The sequence below is a fragment of the Bacteroides fragilis NCTC 9343 genome, from assembly GCF_000025985.1.
Lineage (GTDB): Bacteria > Bacteroidota > Bacteroidia > Bacteroidales > Bacteroidaceae > Bacteroides > Bacteroides fragilis.
Map to the genome: position 1 here is coordinate 666852 of NC_003228.3, position 16587 is coordinate 683438.

Here is a 16587-nt window from a genome sequence, read left to right on the forward strand (position 1 = left end):
AGAAGCTTATGAAACACATCATCATACTGGGTGACGGAATGGCCGACTGGGCTGTAAAGTCGTTGGGAGACAAGACGCTCCTGCAATATGCAAAAACGCCTTATATGGATAAACTGGCCCGTATGGGACGGAACGGACGGTTGATAACCGTAGCCGACGGGTTCCATCCGGGAAGTGAAGTAGCCAATATGTCGGTTCTGGGATACAATCTTCCGAAAGTATACGAAGGGCGCGGACCACTCGAGGCTGCCAGCATCGGTGTCGATTTGCAGCCGGGCGAGATGGCAATGCGTTGCAATCTGATTTGTACGGAAGGAGATATCCTGAAGAATCATTCGGCAGGGCATATCACAACAGAAGAGGCGGATGTGTTGATTCAATACCTTCAGGAGAAACTGGGGGACGACCGGGTGAGGTTTCATACCGGGGTGCAATACCGCCATCTGCTGGTGGTGAAAGGCGGAAACAAGCAACTCGACTGCACCCCTCCGCACGATGTGCCTTTGAAGCCTTTCCGTCCGCTGATGGTGAAACCTTTGGTACCGGAGGCCGAAGAGACTGCTAGCCTGCTCAATGAACTGATCCTGAAGTCTCAGGAACTGCTGAAAGATCATCCGCTGAACCTGAAGCGGATGGCTGAGGGGAAAGACCCTGCCAACAGCATCTGGCCGTGGAGCCCGGGTTACCGTCCGCAAATGGAACGTCTGTCCGACACCTTCCCGCAAGTGAAGAGGGGAGCTGTCATCTCGGCCGTCGATCTGATCAACGGTATCGGATATTATGCCGGGCTGCGCCGTATTGCGGTAGAAGGGGCAACGGGGCTGTACGATACCAATTACGAGAATAAAGTGGCCGCCGCACTGGAGGCCCTGAAAACGGACGACTTTGTCTATCTGCACATTGAAGCCAGTGACGAAGCCGGTCATGAGGGTGATGTGGCGCTGAAACTGAAAACGATTGAAAACCTGGATAGCCGTGCCGTAGGTCCTATCTACGAGGCTGTGAAGGAGTGGGAAGAGCCGGTAGCGATTGCCGTATTACCCGATCATCCTACTCCCTGCGAACTGCGTACGCATACCAACGAGCCGGTCCCGTTTTTTATCTGGTATCCGGGTATCGAGCCGGACAGCGTGCAGACCTTCGATGAAGTTGCAGCAGTGGAGGGCAGTTACGGATTGCTGAAAGAGGATGAATTTATTAAAGAGTTTATGAACCGTTAAGGAATAGGAACAGAGTTTGTTCACCACAGATTACACGGATTTTCACAGATGAATGATTTATTTTTATTGATAAAAAGATTGAAAGTTCTGTGAAAATCCGTGTAATCTGTGGTGCACCGACTCCGAAACCATTTATAAAAATACCCATGAAATATTATAGTACTAACAAACAAGCTCCGCTTGCTTCGCTTGAAGAAGCGGTAGTCAAAGGACTTGCTTCTGATAAGGGGCTATTCATGCCCATGACCATCAAGCCCTTGCCTCAAGAGTTTTATGACGAGATAGAGAATCTTTCTTTCCGGGAAATCGCTTACCGGGTGGCAGATGCTTTCTTTGGAGAAGATGTTCCGGCGGAAACGCTGAAAGAGATCGTTTATGATACGTTGAATTTTGATGTCCCGTTGGTGCCGGTGAAGGAGAACATCTATTCCCTGGAGCTTTTCCACGGTCCTACATTGGCTTTTAAAGATGTAGGTGGACGGTTTATGGCCCGTTTGTTGGGATACTTCATCCGGAAAGAGGGGCGGAAACAGGTGAATGTGCTCGTTGCCACTTCCGGAGATACCGGTAGTGCGGTAGCCAATGGCTTTTTGGGGGTAGAGGGTATTCATGTGTATGTGCTCTATCCGAAGGGAAAAGTCAGCGAGATACAGGAAAAACAGTTCACTACGCTGGGGCGGAATATTACAGCCCTGGAGGTGGACGGAACGTTTGATGACTGCCAGGCGCTGGTGAAAGCAGCCTTTATGGATCAGGAACTGAACGAACAGTTGTTGCTGACCTCGGCTAACTCTATCAACGTGGCACGTTTCCTGCCGCAGGCATTCTATTATTTTTATGCCTATGCGCAATTGAAGAAGGCCGGCCGGGCAGAGAATGTCGTCATCTGTGTGCCGAGCGGAAACTTTGGTAACATTACTGCAGGCTTGTTCGGCAAAAAGATGGGCTTGCCCGTCCGCCGTTTTATCGCCGCCAACAATAAGAATGATATTTTCTATCAATATTTGCAGACAGGACAGTACAATCCCCGTCCGTCCGTTGCCACCATTGCCAATGCGATGGATGTGGGTGATCCGAGCAACTTTGCCCGTGTGCTCGACCTGTATGGCGGTTCGCATGCAGCCATCGCTGCCGAGATATCCGGAACGACGTACACCGACGAGCAGATTCGTGAAAGCGTGAAAGCGTGCTGGCAGCAGACGGGTTATCTGCTCGATCCTCATGGAGCATGCGGTTACCGTGCATTGGAGGAAGGCTTGCAGCCGGGTGAGACAGGCGTATTCCTCGAAACGGCCCATCCGGCCAAATTCCTGCAAACGGTGGAGAGCATCATTGGTACCGAGGTCGAAATACCTGCTAAGCTCCGGGCTTTTATGAAAGGCGAAAAGAAAAGTTTGCCGATGACGAAGGAGTTTGCTGATTTCAAGAGCTATCTGCTGGGCAAGTAGAGACTCTCCCTTGAGGGCACAGGGTGATGTAGATGACTTTTGTTATGGATTATTAATGTGAATGCTTTGCGCTTTCTATGGTGAAATATGCTTTTCCCACAGCCGGCGGCTCTTTTCCCGGATGGAGATGCTGACGGGAAATTGTTTGTGAAAACGGTCTCAGAGATACTTCTGGGGGGGAGTGGCGGGACTTTTTTAAAAAACTCCCGCCACTTTTTTTGCCTGCAGGCATCTCCGGTTTCGCTTCCGCCTGCCCGCGGATTTTCTTCGTTCCGCATGCGGGTGAAAGTCTGTTTTTAGTGTAAAACTAAATAATCGTAATCTGCTTTCCGCTCCGGACTTTATCGTCTTTCTTTCTCCGAACTTTCCGTCTCCCTCTTTTGTTGTACGGGAATAAAAAAATAACCCTCGTATGATGAAGAATAAGAAAGTGGAGGCCAATCTGAGTATGGTGGTTTCCAAAACCTTTAGCGGATTGAACATGAATGCGTTGAAATATCTGCTTCCCGTATGGGTCAGTCCCCTTTCGGGAGTTACCCTCCGGTGCGTGTTTGCCGCCATTGCTTTCTGGATCATCGGGATGTTTGTCAAGCCCGAAATTTCCACCCGGAAAGAAAAAATATTCCTTTTTCTCCTGGGAGCCTTGGGCATCTATGGTTTCATGTTTCTTTATCTGATGGGGTTGAGTAAAACGACTCCGGTCTCGAGTTCCATTTTCACCAGTTTGCAGCCTATCTGGGTGTTTGTGATCGCCGTGGTCTTCTTCAAGGAGAAGATCAGTGCGATGAAGATAGCCGGCATCTCCCTCGGACTCGGCGGGGCCATTCTTTGCATTCTGGCTCAGAAGAGTGACGATCTGGCTTCGGACGCCCTGACAGGCAATATGCTCTGCCTGTTGAGTTCGATCGCCTATGCTGTCTATCTGGTGGCAAGTAACCGAATCCTGAAGTCGGTCGGAATGTTTACAGTATTGAAGTATACCTTTGCCGGAGCGGCTTTTTCAAGCATCGTCGTTTCGGCTGTCACCGGTTTCCATGCTCCGGTATTTTCCGGGCCGTTACACTGGTTTCCGCTGTCGGTGCTCCTCTTTGTCCTGATATTCCCTACGGTTGTCAGCTACCTGTTGGTACCGATCGGACTGAAATATCTGAAGACTACCGTGGTGGCCATCTATGGGTATCTGATACTGATCGTGGCAACCATCGTCTCTCTACTCGTAGGACAGGACCGCTTCAGCTGGTCGCAGACCATTGCCATCGGCATGATCTGCGTCAGTGTCTATCTGGTCGAAGTGGCCGAGACGAAGGAGAAACCGGTCAGTAATTCAGATAAACCAAGTAGTCTCCCTCCGCATGGATCGTAAATTCGGTGCCTGTCGCTTCGTTCAGCGTACCCTGCCACCAGTTACTGAAGTCACTGAGTGGATATACCAGCCCATCGGCCCTCAATCCGGTGGCGTTGAAGTTGAAGATGGAGATTTGTTGTCCGGGATATGACTTGAAACAGTTCCTCCCCGATGCCGGAATAAACATTCCGTGGTCCGTCAGCATCGTTACCTGCGCTCCTGCTTTCATATAGTCTATCAGCAGACTGATGTTTCCCAGGGTATGGTCTTCCCGTTTGCCGGTTGCACCCACGAGGATGATTGTTTTTTTGCCTTGGTCGAGCAGGAAGTGTACCGCTTTGGTCTGATCGTTCGTCTCCTGGTCGTCTATCTGGTGGAAGATGGTCCTGAACCGTTCTTTGTTATCCGGTGAGAGCGAGTCTCCGTCGCCGATGATGGCATCGGGCGTAAATCCCCTTCGGATGTGTTCGTCGGCAGACCCGTCGCAGCACACCACGTAAGGCGCCATAATCAGCATGGTTTCCGGCATTGAGTGGGTCGGATATTCGCCGTTGCCCAGTATGACGGCGTCCATATCGATATCATTTACTTTCATAATGCATCATTTGTTTCCATTTAAAGTAGCCAAAGATAGCGATTATTGAGTAAAGTCCGTAAAGAGCGGATGTGAAATAAAGCTCTTTATAGATGTAGAGTCCGCAACATACCACGTCGACCACGATCCATGCCCACCACTGTTCGACGTACTTGCGTGCCAGCATCCACATGCCGATGATGCTCAGCGCCGTGGTGAACGAGTCGAGCCAGGGGACGTTGCTGTCCGTAAACCGGATCAGTATCCAGGCGATGCCGAAGAAGGCTGCCAGGAATACCAGCAATAGGGGGAGGTATCTTTTCAAGGGTGTGTGCGTGATGGGCAGCTCGGCCCGGGTCTCTTTTTCGCTTCCCCGCATCCAGACCATCCAGCCGTAGGCGGCCGCGAGCAGATAGTAGATATTGATGCCGAAGTCGGCATACAATCCTGCTTGGTAGTATACAAATATATAGATGGCCGGCATGATGATGCCCGCTATCCAGAGATAAATGCTTGCCCGGTATTCCAGCCAAAGGTAAATCAGCCCGACAAGGGCACCTGTGATTTCGAGATAGTTCATGGCTTAGAAGCGGATCGAGATGTTACCCATTACATTTGTACCTGCCTGGGCGGCATAGCCGGCATAATTATAGCGTTCGGGCTTGCCGTCCTTCAGCGTATAGCCGCTTCCGGCATACCCGTTGTTTTCATACTTTTCGTTGAAGAGGTTGTAGATGGTGAATCCCACTGTAACCGACTTCACGTGTCGCAATTGGAATGTATATGCCAGATTGAGGTTGCTCACAAAATAAGCATCGAGTGTCTGCTCTGCTTGCTTGGCATTGCTCATATACTGCTTGCTGACGTACTGTGACTGGAGGGCGGCTTCGAATCCTTTGTGGCTGAACGAGAAACGATTATTCAGTATAAAGTCCGGAGAGAAAGCGATCGGGGTGTTACCATGTTCCACTTCGATCGGGTTCTTCCACTCGTCTTCGTACAGTTTTTCGGTGAAGTTTTTCACCCGGTTCTTGCTCAGCGTACCGTTGATGTCCCATTGGAACCATCGGCATGGCTTAACTCCTAGCATCAGTTCTACGCCCGTCCGGTAACTGTCCGGCACATTGCGTGCCATGGCTTCGCCTATTTCGTTCAATTCTCCGGTCAGCACCAACTGGTCCTTGTAATCCATATAGTAGAAGTTGACTCCGGCGCTCAACCATGTGTTGCGGTAGGTATACCCCAGTTCGTAGTCGTACAGTTTTTCCGCCTTCGGATATTCGTCTGCGTTACCGTCGGTATAGTTGTTTCGTGTAGGTTCTTTCTGGGCAACGGAGAAAGAGGCGTAAACCCGGTTGTTGGAGTCGATATCCCAGTTCAGTCCGGCTTTCGGGTTGAAAAAGTTGAAGTGATCGTTGACTGCGAGCTTTTGTAGTCCGTCAGTGTTGTAATCGTACTTGTCATTGTCACCGTGTATCTTATAGTTGATGTAGCGGTATTGCAGGTCGGCATACGCGTTGAGGCCTGCCACCAGATTGTAGTTGGCTTTCAGATAGAGGTTCCCGTCCGTCTTCTTGGCTTTGTTACGGTAATATTCGTGGTCGGGCAGCAACTCGCCGATATAGTTCTTCACCCAGATCACCCGTCCGAAGTGCCATCCGTCGTAGTAGTTCAGTGCGCCGCCCAGCGAAGCGTCCAGCTTCTCATTCCGGTAGTTCACCGAGAATACGCCGCCGCCAAAGTGATTGTCCATCTTCTTCTGCCGGATCAGGTCGCTTTTTTCCACTTCCTTTCCATCGTACATAAACGGATGCAGGCGATACTCTTTCAGGCTGCGATCCTCTTTATACTCCTGATAGTAGCCGTCCCCCTTTGTATAATGGAGTGCCGCATTCAGGTTCCATGCTGCCGAGAAAGTATGATTCAGCAAGAGCTGATAGTTCATTTGCAGGTAGTTGTCCGTCTGGTCTTTGTAAAAGCGGATGTGTCCGTCGTCATCTGTGTACATGCCGCATGAGTTGAAGCGTCGGCCATATTTCTTCATCTCTTCCTTAGTTGCATAATTCCAGGCATGATACGTCTTTTCTTTACCGCCGAAGGTGATGAACTTCACCGAAGTATTGTCGGCAAAATATCCACCCTGTGCGTAGAAAGAGTACAGGTCTACTGATGCCCGGTCTATGTATCCGTCCGTACCGATGTTGGACAGGCGGGCATCGAATGCCCAATGATCCTTCAGCAGTCCCGTCCCGAATTTTACTGTCTCTTTGTGAGCGTTGAAGCTACCGTACGAGGCGTTTATTTCGGCATAAGGTTGCATTGAAATACCTTCCGTCTGCATATTGACACTGGCTCCGAAAGCGCCTGCGCCGTTGGTCGATGTACCCGCACCGCGCTGCACTTGTATATCCTTTACGGACGAAGCAAAGTCGGGCATATTTACCCAGAAGAGTGTATGGCTTTCGGCATCATTCATCGGGATTCCGTTGGCTGTGATGTTGATGCGTGTCCCGTCTGTTCCCCGTACGCGCAGTGTGGTGTAACCGATACCTGCTCCGGCATCACTGGTGGTCAGTGCCGAAGGAGTCATACTGAGCAGAAAAGGGATGTCTTGCCCGAAGTTCTGCTTTTTGAGTTCTTCTTTCGAAACGTTGGTGAATGCCACCGGGGTTTTTGAAGTGGCACGTGTGGATACTATCTGCACCTCTTGCAGATTTACTACTTTCAAGCTGTCTGTCTCGCCCGCTTGCGCGAAGACACTTGCTCCGGCCATCAGACAGCCGGCAAAAATCATCTTTTTCATGTTGCTAATTTGTTTTTCTCTACGCCGGCATTACCCGGATCAGGTCAAAGGGTATGTTCTCAGCCCGTCATGTTAAGGCACCCCTACTAAGTGAATCGGCGGCAAATTTACGCTTTTTGCTTGTGTAAAGCAAGAAACACTTCGCTATTTGATAAAAACATTGTAGCTTTGTCCGCTGTTATTAAATGGACAAACTCTAAAATTGTATTATTATGCTACTATTCCAAACTACACAACAAGTCGCTGATTCCCTGCAAGTGGCGGCTGAGAAGCTGGACCAGGCTATAGCCCAGGCAGACGGGCTCGATAAGTTGGGACTGATCACCCAACAACTGATAGACTCGGGCATACAGGCCGGAGGACATATTCTGAAAGCGGTCATTGTATTTTTGGTCGGACGTTTTCTGATCCGGATGCTGAACCGTCTGGTCGGCCGGGTGATGGATAAGAGAAACGTGGATATCAGTATCAAGACTTTTGTAAAGAGTCTCGTTAATATCCTTCTTACCGTACTATTAATTGTTTCCGTGGTAGGCGCATTGGGCGTCGAGACGACTTCGTTTGCTGCTTTGCTGGCTTCTGCCGGTGTGGCTGTCGGTATGGCGCTTTCCGGTAATTTGCAAAATTTTGCCGGCGGACTGGTTATTTTACTGTTCAAACCCTATAAGGTAGGCGACTGGATCGAAGCACAAAGTGTTTCCGGTACGGTCAAGGAAATTCAGATATTCCATACAATCCTGACAACTGCCGACAACAAGCTCATCTATGTGCCCAACGGGGCTTTAAGCAGTGGAGTGGTGACTAACTATAGTAACCAGAAGACCCGCCGCGTTGAATGGATCTTTGGCGTCGATTATGGTGAAGACTATAATAAGGTGGAAAAAGTGGTACGTGAGGTGCTGACCGCCGATAAGCGTATTCTCAATGATCCTGCTCCGTTTATAGCTCTGCATACGCTGGATGCCAGTAGTGTGAATGTTGTAGTCCGTGTTTGGGTGGAGAGTGGCGATTATTGGGGCGTTTATTTCGACATAAACAAGACGATTTATGCTACGTTCAATGAAAAAGGCATCAATTTTCCCTTCCCGCAACTTACGGTTCATCAGGCTCCGAATTGATGAATATTCAAAAAGGGTGGCTACTTCTGAAGAAGCAATCACCCTTTTTGCAAATTTATATTTAACCAATTAACACACTCCGAAATCTTCTGTAGGATCATACGTGTTGTCTGTGATGCCTAACAGAAGGTTTATCTCTCTCCGTTTATCCAGATCCTTGAAATAGGTTTCCACCACTTTGTAAAGGTCAAAACTGAATGTAGATCCGGCGGCCATATCCAATGACTCTACCATCTGCTCTACTGCCTGGTGGATTCTTTCTTGATCGATCAGGTGCAGCTCATTACTGTGAATAAGATATTTCTCCATAACCGTTATTGTTTTAAGATTCTACAGTTAAAACATTCTCAAAGAGGATAAGGTTCAAACTGTTTTTTCTTATCTTTGCCATTTCTAAAAGCAGGACCTTAGATCACCAAGTGAGAAATATTCGATAATGAATCAATTTTTAGATTTTGACCAGAAACTGTATGCTGAACTCCGTAAAGGCAGCGAGCACGCTTTTGTTACTGTTTTCGAACGGTATAACCGCTTGTTGTATGCGCTGGCTTATCGGTATTTTAAATCAGGTGAAGAGGCTGAAGACGCAGTGCAATATACTTTTATGAAATTGTGGGAGCAACGTTCCAGTTTTGAATTTCAATCCGGCATCAGAAGCCTGTTGTTCACCATCCTGAAAAACTACATTATGAACGAGTTGAGACATCGGCAGATTGTCTTTGAAAAGCATTACGAGATGGCTCAACGGAACGAAGAAGCGGATGACAGTTTTCTGAAGAATTTTGAAGATAAAGATTTCAGGGAACATCTTCGGACTGCCATCGGTAAACTACCTCCTCAAAAACAGAAAATATGCCGCCTGAAAATAGAAAAAGGACTTTCTAACCAGGAAATAGCGGACGAGATGCATATCACGGTGCCTACCGTAAAGTCCCATTATACTCAGGCCATTAAGATACTCCGTGCGGAGATTGAATCGTTAATTGTATTACTTCATGTATTGTGGATTCATTTTTTAGAGTGAGCAGCAACTCATACTTTTAAGTTGATGAAGTGTTTTTATTATTAGATAAAGAAAAGTCGAAATGAAAATAGATGATGCGATTATAGATAAAGTGCTCAATAACGAAGCTTCTGTGGAAGAAGCGGGATTGGTTGCGGAATGGTTTGCTACAGAAGAGGGTAGCGAATATTTGTCGGGGCGTTTGGAGAGCGAGTCTGCACGGCTCACCGAAGAACGGGCCCGGGAATGGTTAGACCATCCGGTGCCGGAAGAACGGATGCGGGAACGCTTCATCGGGCAAATAAAACCTGAGAAAAAAATAGTTTCTTATCGTCGCGGACTGATAGCGGCAGCGGTATTGATTCCTTTTTTATTCCTTAGTATATTTCTTTGGTTTCTGGCTGACAGAACCGGAGTCTTTTCTGCCACAGAATATGCTGAATTAAAGGTTCCTTGCGGAGAGCAAATGCAGGTTGTTCTGCAAGATGGAACAGTTATACAGTTGAATTCGGATACCCGTTTGCGGTATCCCAAGAAGTTCGGTCTGTTCAGTCGGAGTGTGGAGTTATGGGGAGAAGGCTTTTTTGTGGTCGCTAAGGATAAGAAGCGTCCGTTTATCATCGATTTGAAAGGTGTTGAAGTAAAGGTCACCGGAACTAAATTTAATGTAAAGGCATATCCGTCAGAACCCAATGTATGGGTCACCTTGGAAGAAGGAGGCGTGCTGTTGAAAGATACCAAGAACAAGGAATATCCTCTTGTACCGGGTGAAAGTGCCGAATACAACCGGACATCCGGAATTTGCCAGATAACCAAACCGGATGATATGAGCCAGATTTCATCCTGGCGTTCCAATAGCCTGAATTTTTATCTTACTCCGCTGAGAGATATTATAAAGGTCATGGAACGGCAGTATGATGTTCATTTTGTGGTGCGTGATTCCACCCTATTGAATAACAGGTTTACTCTATCTACCAGCAAAGTGAATGTGGACGATGTATTGCGTGATTTGGAAGCGGTTTCATGGATACGTTTCTTGCAAACGGAAGATGGGGGATTCGAAATTCAGAAGGAAAAATAGATTGATTGAATTATTATTCTATAGATAGATGCAGACCCTGTTCAGGAGCTGCATCTATTTTTTTAGATAAGCTCTTATATGGAAACTCATACTTTCTTTCGGATGGGGTGTTAGCTTATGTAGTAAAAGGGCCTTTAAGAATATTTAATTTCAAGTATGAACCGGATATCTATACACAAGAGATATCACAGCAAATATGTGTTTATATGAAATATCTGTTTACACTTTTGATGGCCTGTCTGTCATTGTCAACTACTTACGGTACGGTACATCATCCATCTTCTTCTGTTTCGTCCGGACGATGGGTGGTTTGGGCGGAGAAACCTGCCACATCATGGCAGGATGCATTTGTCACCGGCAATGGCCGCCACGGGACGATGGTGATGGGGCAACCGGGATCGGAACGAATAATCTGTGTCCACGAGGAATTGTTTATAAGAGGATGGGATCGTCATAAAGTAGCGGTTCCTTCAACAGCTTCGCTTCTTCCGGAAGTGCGCCGGTTGATAGAATCCGGGAGAAGCGATGCAGCAGATGAGTTGATGACCGATGAAGCTGACCGGCAATTGGTTGCTATGGGAGCCGTACAGCGCTGGCCTCTTATACCCCATCCAGCTTTTGATCTGTGCATTCGGTATACCGATACCACTCTACAGGCAGAGAATGGCTATAGAAGACAACTTGATCTGGAAACGGGTGAGACTTCCGCCTTTTGGGGTGGAAGAGGAGGAGTGACGGAATCTGTATTCTCATCCAGAGAGCATAATGTCAATGTGCTCCGTCTGAAAGCAACCGGACAAAGAAAGATAAATTTAGTGTTGGGGCTTAAGGAGACTCCGGGACGTGAAGGAGTTCATTTTGAGCATAATCTGGATAGTGCTTTCTCATCGGTGAGTACAGAAGCATTTTCAGGATGGTTATCTTACCGTGCCGCTTACAAATATGATGCCGGTGGTTATGAGGGATTGGCCCGAGTGTCTCTTAAAGGGGGAAGTATGATTACCGAAGGTGATTCTTTGAGAATAGCAGACGCTGACGAGGTACTCGTTCTTGTGAGAATTACTCCGTTGGAGAATGCAAATTTGTCGGTACGCCCTTCCGTGCAAAGGGAGTTGTCACGTTTACCGCTCGATTATAATACTCTGTTGTTACCTCACAGTCGGAAACATGCCGAAATGTTTCGCCGCATGCAATTGGATTTAGGCTGTTCTTCCGATTGGAAAACGACTTCGACAGAGAAAATGCTTTCCGATATTCATAAGCATGGGGTTACTCCTTTGTTTCTTGAGCAGATTCATGCTATGGGACGTTATTTGCTTATTTCTTCATCCGGCAAGTATCCTCCTCCTTTACAGGGAATCTGGGGAGGAGGATGGAAACCCGGATGGATCGGTGGCTTTGTATGGGATTCAAATATCAACTTGGCCGTCTCGGCAGCATCTATGGGCAATTTGCATGAATGTGCGGAATCTTATATTGGTTATGTGGAGAGTCTGCTTCCCGGATGGAGACTGAACGCGCGAAATTATCTGGGGTGCAGAGGCTTTATTGTTGCCCATTATAATGATCCGGAAAGTGGATATCTCACCCATTTCGGACGGTCTTTTCCCTGGATGTGCTGGCCTGGTGGTGCCGGCTGGAATATACGTTCTTTTTATGAGTATGCCATGCTGACCGGTAATGAGGCTTTTCTTAAGAAACATGTGTTCCCGCTATACAGGGAAATGGCCGACTTCTATGAAGACTACTTGACTATGGATGGTGATAGCTTATATCACATTTGCCCCAGTGTTTCTCCCGAGAATGCTCCTCCGGGGACTGACACCTGGTTGAGCAAAGATGCTACAATGGATGTTGCTATTGCTAAAGAAGTGTTCCGTTTGCTTCTTGAGATGGGGCGTACATTTCGTGCTGACAAAAAAGAATTGGCTAAATGGAATAATTACCTGCAACGGTTGCCTTCCTACCGGATTAATGACGAAGGAGCCTTGGCCGAATGGATTGATGAAGCTTATCAGGACGTATATAATCACAGACATCTTTCTCATCTCTATCCGGTTTTTCCCGGTTCGCAGTTGGGTAAGTCGGAGGGAGATCCTCGTCTTATACATGCAGCACGTATCGCATTAAACAAACGTTTTGCTTTCGATACCGGTTCTGCCCATGGATTAATTCATGTGGCTCTTCAGGCAGTGCGTCTGGGCGATATAGATAAGGTAAAAACAAATCTGGACCGTTTCAGTCGTCGTCATTATTTATATGACGGATTGGTCACTTCACATGATCCGGAACATCAAGTATACAATTTGGATGCAGTCTTGAGCATCCCACGCCTGCTAATGGAGATGCTGGTTTATACCGAGAAGGGAAAAATAGAACTTTTGCCGGCCTGGCCTTGTGATTATGCCGATGGTTCTATAAAAGGTATAAAAATCTATGGAGGACATACTTTGGACATTACCTGGAAAGCGGGAAAATTGATAGAAGCTGTTTTGTATGCACGGCAAAATGAACGGTACGAGGTGGTTTGTGGGGATGTTAGAAGGCATGTACAACTACATAAGGGCAAGACCTATCATTTCCCTGCATCTTTTTTTGCAGAAAAATAAAAATAGCACTCATACCTTCTTTTCGATGGTGTGTTAGCTTATATAGAAAGGCCTTTTTATAAACTATAAAAATAATTAATTTAATACTGTATGAAATGAAAACAAGAACCAGAACGAAAATGCTGTTGCTCTTAGGAGTTCTTTTATTTGGCTTCACTGTTTCGGCATGGTCACAAAAAGTTTCTTTGAATTTTAATAATGAGAAGGTAGAAAAAATACTGTCTTCTATAAAAGCACAAACAGGAATGGGGTTGGTATTCAGCGATCAGTTGATTGATGTGAATCGCAAAATTTCTATTCAAGTGAAAGATGCCAGTCTGGATGAAGCATTGTCTAAACTGTTGGCAGGAACGAAGGTAACTTTTGAAATAAAAAACAATAAGATTTATTTTATTGAAAAAAAAGCGGACCAACAGTCCGGTTCCCGAAAGAAAAAAGTATCCGGAGTGGTGAAGGATGCTACAGGCGAACCGATTATTGGTGCGAATGTCGTGGAAAAAGGAGTCGGTACCAATGGGGTGATAACAAATCTGGATGGGGAATTCACACTGGAAGTTCCGGAAAATGCTTCTTTGATTATCAGTTATATCGGTTATCTCCAACAAGATGTGTCGACAAAAGGAAAAGATGCGTTTAACATCATCATGAAGGAAGATACGAAGACCCTGGATGAGGTGGTTGTAGTAGGATATGGGGTTCAAAAGAAAGTAAACTTAACGGGAGCTGTCGCTGCTGTCGATTCCAAGTCGTTGCAGAATCGTCCGGTAACAAACGTTTCGAATGCGATTCAGGGACTTTTGCCCGGAGTAACGGTTATCTCCGGGACGGGGCAGCCGGGAAGTGATAATACAACCATACGGGTACGTGGTGTCGGGACTCTGAATAATTCTAATCCGATGTATGTGGTAGACGGTTTGCCGGTATCCAGCATAAATGAAGTGGATCCCAGCGATATCGAGAACATCTCGGTACTGAAAGATGCTTCTTCAGCTGCTATCTATGGTTCGCGTGCGGCAAATGGAGTAATCTTGATTACTACTAAAAAAGGAGGAGATAAAGCTCCCACGCTTCGTTATGATGGCTATGTGGGGTGGCAGAAACCTACGGCTCTTCCTGAATATCTGCACTCGTGGGAATATGCGAAGTTATATAACAAAGCTATGGTTAACGAAGGAAAGAATCCGATCTATACAGATGAAGAGATCGAAAAGTTCAGAAATGGTTCGGATCCTGACAATTATCCGGATACAGACTGGCAGGGATTATTTTATAAGACCGGTTTGCAGCATAGCCACCGCGCTGAAATTTCAGGTGGTACGGATAAAATGACCTATATGTTTTCTGCTGGTTACTTGGGACAGGACGGTATTATAGATATTGCTAAATATGACCGTTATTCGGTGCGAGGCAATATGAATGCCAAGATGGGCAAGTTCACGGCAGGTATGAATCTTTCTTTTACTTATGGGGAGGCACAAGAACCGGTGAGTGGTTTTACCGGTGAAATGTCTAACATCTTTTCGCAGATCAATCAGATAGCTCCTTTCATTCCTTATAAATATTCAAATGGATATTATGGATATGCCAATGATGGTAATCCACTTGCATTTATTGAAGAAGGTAATTTACGTACTACCAAACAGCATATTACCAGAGCCATCGGAAATGTAAGTTATGAACCGATTAAAGGGTTGAAAATTCAGGAAATCGTGGGTTACGAATATAAATCAATTTCTGATGAAAAATTCATTAAGGATATTCAATATTATAACTGGAAAACAGGTGAGCCTACAAAGTATCAGGGACCTAACAATCAAACTGATGAACGTAAAAATGGTCTGAAACTGAACTTACAGACTTTGGTCAGCTATAACAATACGTTTGGAAAACATACTGTAGGTGCATTGGCAGGATACGAACAGGAATATTACCGTGAAGACTGGACAAAAGGATATCGGAAAAACTTTCTGAACAATGATCTTTGGGAGTTGAATGCCGGTTCACCTGATGGTCAGACTGCAGATGGTTCGGCTAATGAATATGCTTTGCGTTCATTCTTCGGACGCTTGACTTACGACTATGATAATCGTTATTTGGTTGAGGCAAATATCCGTCGTGACGGAACTTCACGTATCTTTAAGGACTCACGTTGGGGAGTATTCCCATCTTTCTCTGGTGCATGGCGAATTATTAATGAGCCTTTCATGGAAGGAACCCGTAATGTGTTGTCAGATCTTAAGCTGAGAGGCGGCTGGGGAGTTTTGGGTAATCAGGCTATTTCTTACTATTCTTACCAATCTGTACTTGATCAGGCTAATTATTCGTTTGGCGGAACTGTTGTACAGGGGGTAGCACCGGTCGATGGAGCTAACCGCAATTTGATCTGGGAGACTACCGAGACTTTGAACTTTGGACTTGACATGGGGTTTCTGGGCAATCAATATACTTTATCTATCGAAGGATACCGCAAATTGACGTATGATATTCTGATGAAATTACCCGTAAGTACCTTATATGGTTTAAATGCACCTTATCAAAATGCAGGTAAAGTAAAGAATACCGGTTTGGAGATAACGGCAGGTTATAAATTGAATACTCATGGCTGGAATTTTCAGGTATCGGCAAATGCCGCATATAATAAGAATGAAGTGATGGACCTGAAGAATGGTGGTGCACGCATTTGGAGTGGTAAATATTTCAACCAGGAAGGATATGCCATCAACTCTATCGGAGGATACATTGCCGAGGGACTTTTTAAAACTGAAGAAGAGGTTGCTAATAGCGCAACGATTCCCGGCACTGATACAGCACCGGGCGACATCAAGTACCGTGATATTAATAACGATGGAAAAATCGATGGAGAAGACCGTGTCTACATTGGTAACACCATGCCTAAGTGGACATTTGGCTTGAATCTGTTTGCCGAATGGAAAGGACTCGATGCTACTTTTCTGTTCCAGGGAGCAGCTGATGTGCAAGGCTATCTTGCAGGTCCGGGTGTAGTAGGTGAAATGATTGGAGCTAAGGGAAAGCCTTCTTATATGTATCGTGATTGTTGGGATGCTGAAACCAATCCGAATGGTAAGTTTCCGAGAGCATTCTCTTCTTATCGCCAGAACAACAGTATTTATAATCCCTCTTCTTTCTGGATTGTCAACTCTTCATATTTACGTTTGAAGAACTTCCAGTTGGGATATACACTTCCAAAAGAGTGGTGTAATATGATGGGAATTTCACGAATCAGAGTTTATTATAGCGGGCAGAATCTGCTTACCTTTACCAAATTTGATAAAGGGTTCGATCCGGAATCACCCGAAGGAGGAAGCTCTTATCCTCAGGTCAAAACAAATACATTTGGTTTAAACATTACTTTCTGATAGATAATA

At 46.2% G+C, this 16587-nt stretch carries 12 protein-coding genes and 1 riboswitch; of the genes, 8 read left to right on the forward strand and 4 right to left on the reverse strand.

What is annotated here, in order from left to right:
* Positions 1 to 8: 8 nt before the first annotated feature.
* The 3 genes from BF9343_RS02605 to BF9343_RS02620 all read left to right on the forward strand — a co-directional run bounded on the left by BF9343_RS02605 (position 9) and on the right by BF9343_RS02620 (position 4031).
* Positions 9 to 1220 (forward strand): cofactor-independent phosphoglycerate mutase, encoded by a 1212-nt coding sequence (locus BF9343_RS02605; RefSeq protein WP_005784547.1) that lies wholly within the window; start codon positions 9 to 11, stop codon positions 1218 to 1220.
* Between the two features lie 146 nt (positions 1221 to 1366).
* Positions 1367 to 2668 (forward strand): threonine synthase, encoded by a 1302-nt coding sequence (gene thrC, locus BF9343_RS02610; protein WP_005784549.1) that lies wholly within the window; start codon positions 1367 to 1369, stop codon positions 2666 to 2668.
* Positions 2669 to 3083: 415 nt separating this feature from the next.
* Positions 3084 to 4031, forward strand: a complete 948-nt coding sequence (locus BF9343_RS02620; protein ID WP_032496653.1) for a DMT family transporter — start codon at positions 3084 to 3086, stop codon at positions 4029 to 4031.
* On the opposite strand, the gene BF9343_RS02625 is transcribed toward BF9343_RS02620, so the two are convergent.
* From BF9343_RS02625 to BF9343_RS02635, 3 genes are all read right to left on the reverse strand, one after another.
* A complete protein-coding gene (locus BF9343_RS02625) occupies positions 3985 to 4608 on the reverse strand; it encodes a thiamine diphosphokinase (protein WP_010992095.1) in 624 nt (207 codons plus the stop codon). The two genes, BF9343_RS02620 and BF9343_RS02625, sit on opposite strands and share 47 nt — an antisense overlap.
* Positions 4595 to 5167 carry a nicotinamide riboside transporter PnuC gene (pnuC, locus tag BF9343_RS02630; protein WP_005784555.1) on the reverse strand — a complete coding sequence of 191 codons (573 nt, stop codon included), beginning with the start codon at positions 5165 to 5167 and terminating at the stop codon, positions 4595 to 4597. Before pnuC ends, BF9343_RS02625 begins: the two co-directional genes overlap by 14 nt.
* A gap of 3 nt (positions 5168 to 5170) precedes the next feature.
* Positions 5171 to 7390, reverse strand: coding sequence for a TonB-dependent receptor (locus BF9343_RS02635; protein WP_005801528.1), 2220 nt, complete (start codon positions 7388 to 7390; stop codon positions 5171 to 5173).
* Positions 7390 to 7485: riboswitch (TPP riboswitch) on the reverse strand. Its footprint overlaps the gene before it by 1 nt.
* Positions 7486 to 7602: 117 nt before the next feature.
* Here BF9343_RS02635 and BF9343_RS02640 point away from each other — a divergent pair.
* A complete protein-coding gene (locus tag BF9343_RS02640; RefSeq protein ID WP_010992096.1) occupies positions 7603 to 8508 on the forward strand; it encodes a mechanosensitive ion channel family protein in 906 nt (301 codons plus the stop codon).
* 69 nt (positions 8509 to 8577) lie between these two features.
* Here the strand turns inward: BF9343_RS02640 and BF9343_RS02645 are convergent, their stop codons facing one another.
* Positions 8578 to 8817 (reverse strand): hypothetical protein, encoded by a 240-nt coding sequence (locus BF9343_RS02645; protein ID WP_010992097.1) that lies wholly within the window; start codon positions 8815 to 8817, stop codon positions 8578 to 8580.
* 127 nt (positions 8818 to 8944) lie between these two features.
* Between BF9343_RS02645 and BF9343_RS02650 the strand changes: the two genes are divergently transcribed.
* From BF9343_RS02650 to BF9343_RS02665, 4 genes are all read left to right on the forward strand, one after another.
* The gene (locus BF9343_RS02650; RefSeq protein WP_005801526.1) at positions 8945 to 9532 is read left to right on the forward strand and encodes an RNA polymerase sigma-70 factor; all 588 of its coding nucleotides are present in this window, start codon (positions 8945 to 8947) and stop codon (positions 9530 to 9532) included.
* Positions 9533 to 9593: 61 nt separating this feature from the next.
* Positions 9594 to 10592 (forward strand): FecR family protein, encoded by a 999-nt coding sequence (locus BF9343_RS02655; protein WP_010992098.1) that lies wholly within the window; start codon positions 9594 to 9596, stop codon positions 10590 to 10592.
* Between the two features lie 5 nt (positions 10593 to 10597).
* The gene (locus BF9343_RS02660) at positions 10598 to 13201 is read left to right on the forward strand and encodes a glycosyl hydrolase family 95 catalytic domain-containing protein (RefSeq protein ID WP_010992099.1); all 2604 of its coding nucleotides are present in this window, start codon (positions 10598 to 10600) and stop codon (positions 13199 to 13201) included.
* A 95-nt stretch (positions 13202 to 13296) separates the two neighbouring features.
* Complete coding sequence (locus BF9343_RS02665) at positions 13297 to 16578, forward strand: TonB-dependent receptor (RefSeq protein ID WP_010992100.1); 3282 nt, start codon at positions 13297 to 13299, stop codon at positions 16576 to 16578.
* The last annotated feature ends 9 nt before the right edge of the window (positions 16579 to 16587 follow it).

What these genes read in the sequence shown, in the direction of transcription:
- BF9343_RS02605 (WP_005784547.1), top strand. Translation starts at nt 9, where the DNA reads ATGAAACACATCATCATACTGGGTGACGGAATGGCCGACTGGGCTGTA.
- thrC (WP_005784549.1), top strand. Translation starts at nt 1,367, where the DNA reads ATGAAATATTATAGTACTAACAAACAAGCTCCGCTTGCTTCGCTTGAA.
- BF9343_RS02620 (WP_032496653.1), top strand. Translation starts at nt 3,084, where the DNA reads ATGAAGAATAAGAAAGTGGAGGCCAATCTGAGTATGGTGGTTTCCAAA.
- BF9343_RS02625 (WP_010992095.1), bottom strand. Translation starts at nt 4,608, where the DNA reads ATGAAAGTAAATGATATCGATATGGACGCCGTCATACTGGGCAACGGC.
- pnuC (WP_005784555.1), bottom strand. Translation starts at nt 5,167, where the DNA reads ATGAACTATCTCGAAATCACAGGTGCCCTTGTCGGGCTGATTTACCTT.
- BF9343_RS02635 (WP_005801528.1), bottom strand. Translation starts at nt 7,390, where the DNA reads ATGAAAAAGATGATTTTTGCCGGCTGTCTGATGGCCGGAGCAAGTGTC.
- BF9343_RS02640 (WP_010992096.1), top strand. Translation starts at nt 7,603, where the DNA reads ATGCTACTATTCCAAACTACACAACAAGTCGCTGATTCCCTGCAAGTG.
- BF9343_RS02645 (WP_010992097.1), bottom strand. Translation starts at nt 8,817, where the DNA reads ATGGAGAAATATCTTATTCACAGTAATGAGCTGCACCTGATCGATCAA.
- BF9343_RS02650 (WP_005801526.1), top strand. Translation starts at nt 8,945, where the DNA reads ATGAATCAATTTTTAGATTTTGACCAGAAACTGTATGCTGAACTCCGT.
- BF9343_RS02655 (WP_010992098.1), top strand. Translation starts at nt 9,594, where the DNA reads ATGAAAATAGATGATGCGATTATAGATAAAGTGCTCAATAACGAAGCT.
- BF9343_RS02665 (WP_010992100.1), top strand. Translation starts at nt 13,297, where the DNA reads ATGAAAACAAGAACCAGAACGAAAATGCTGTTGCTCTTAGGAGTTCTT.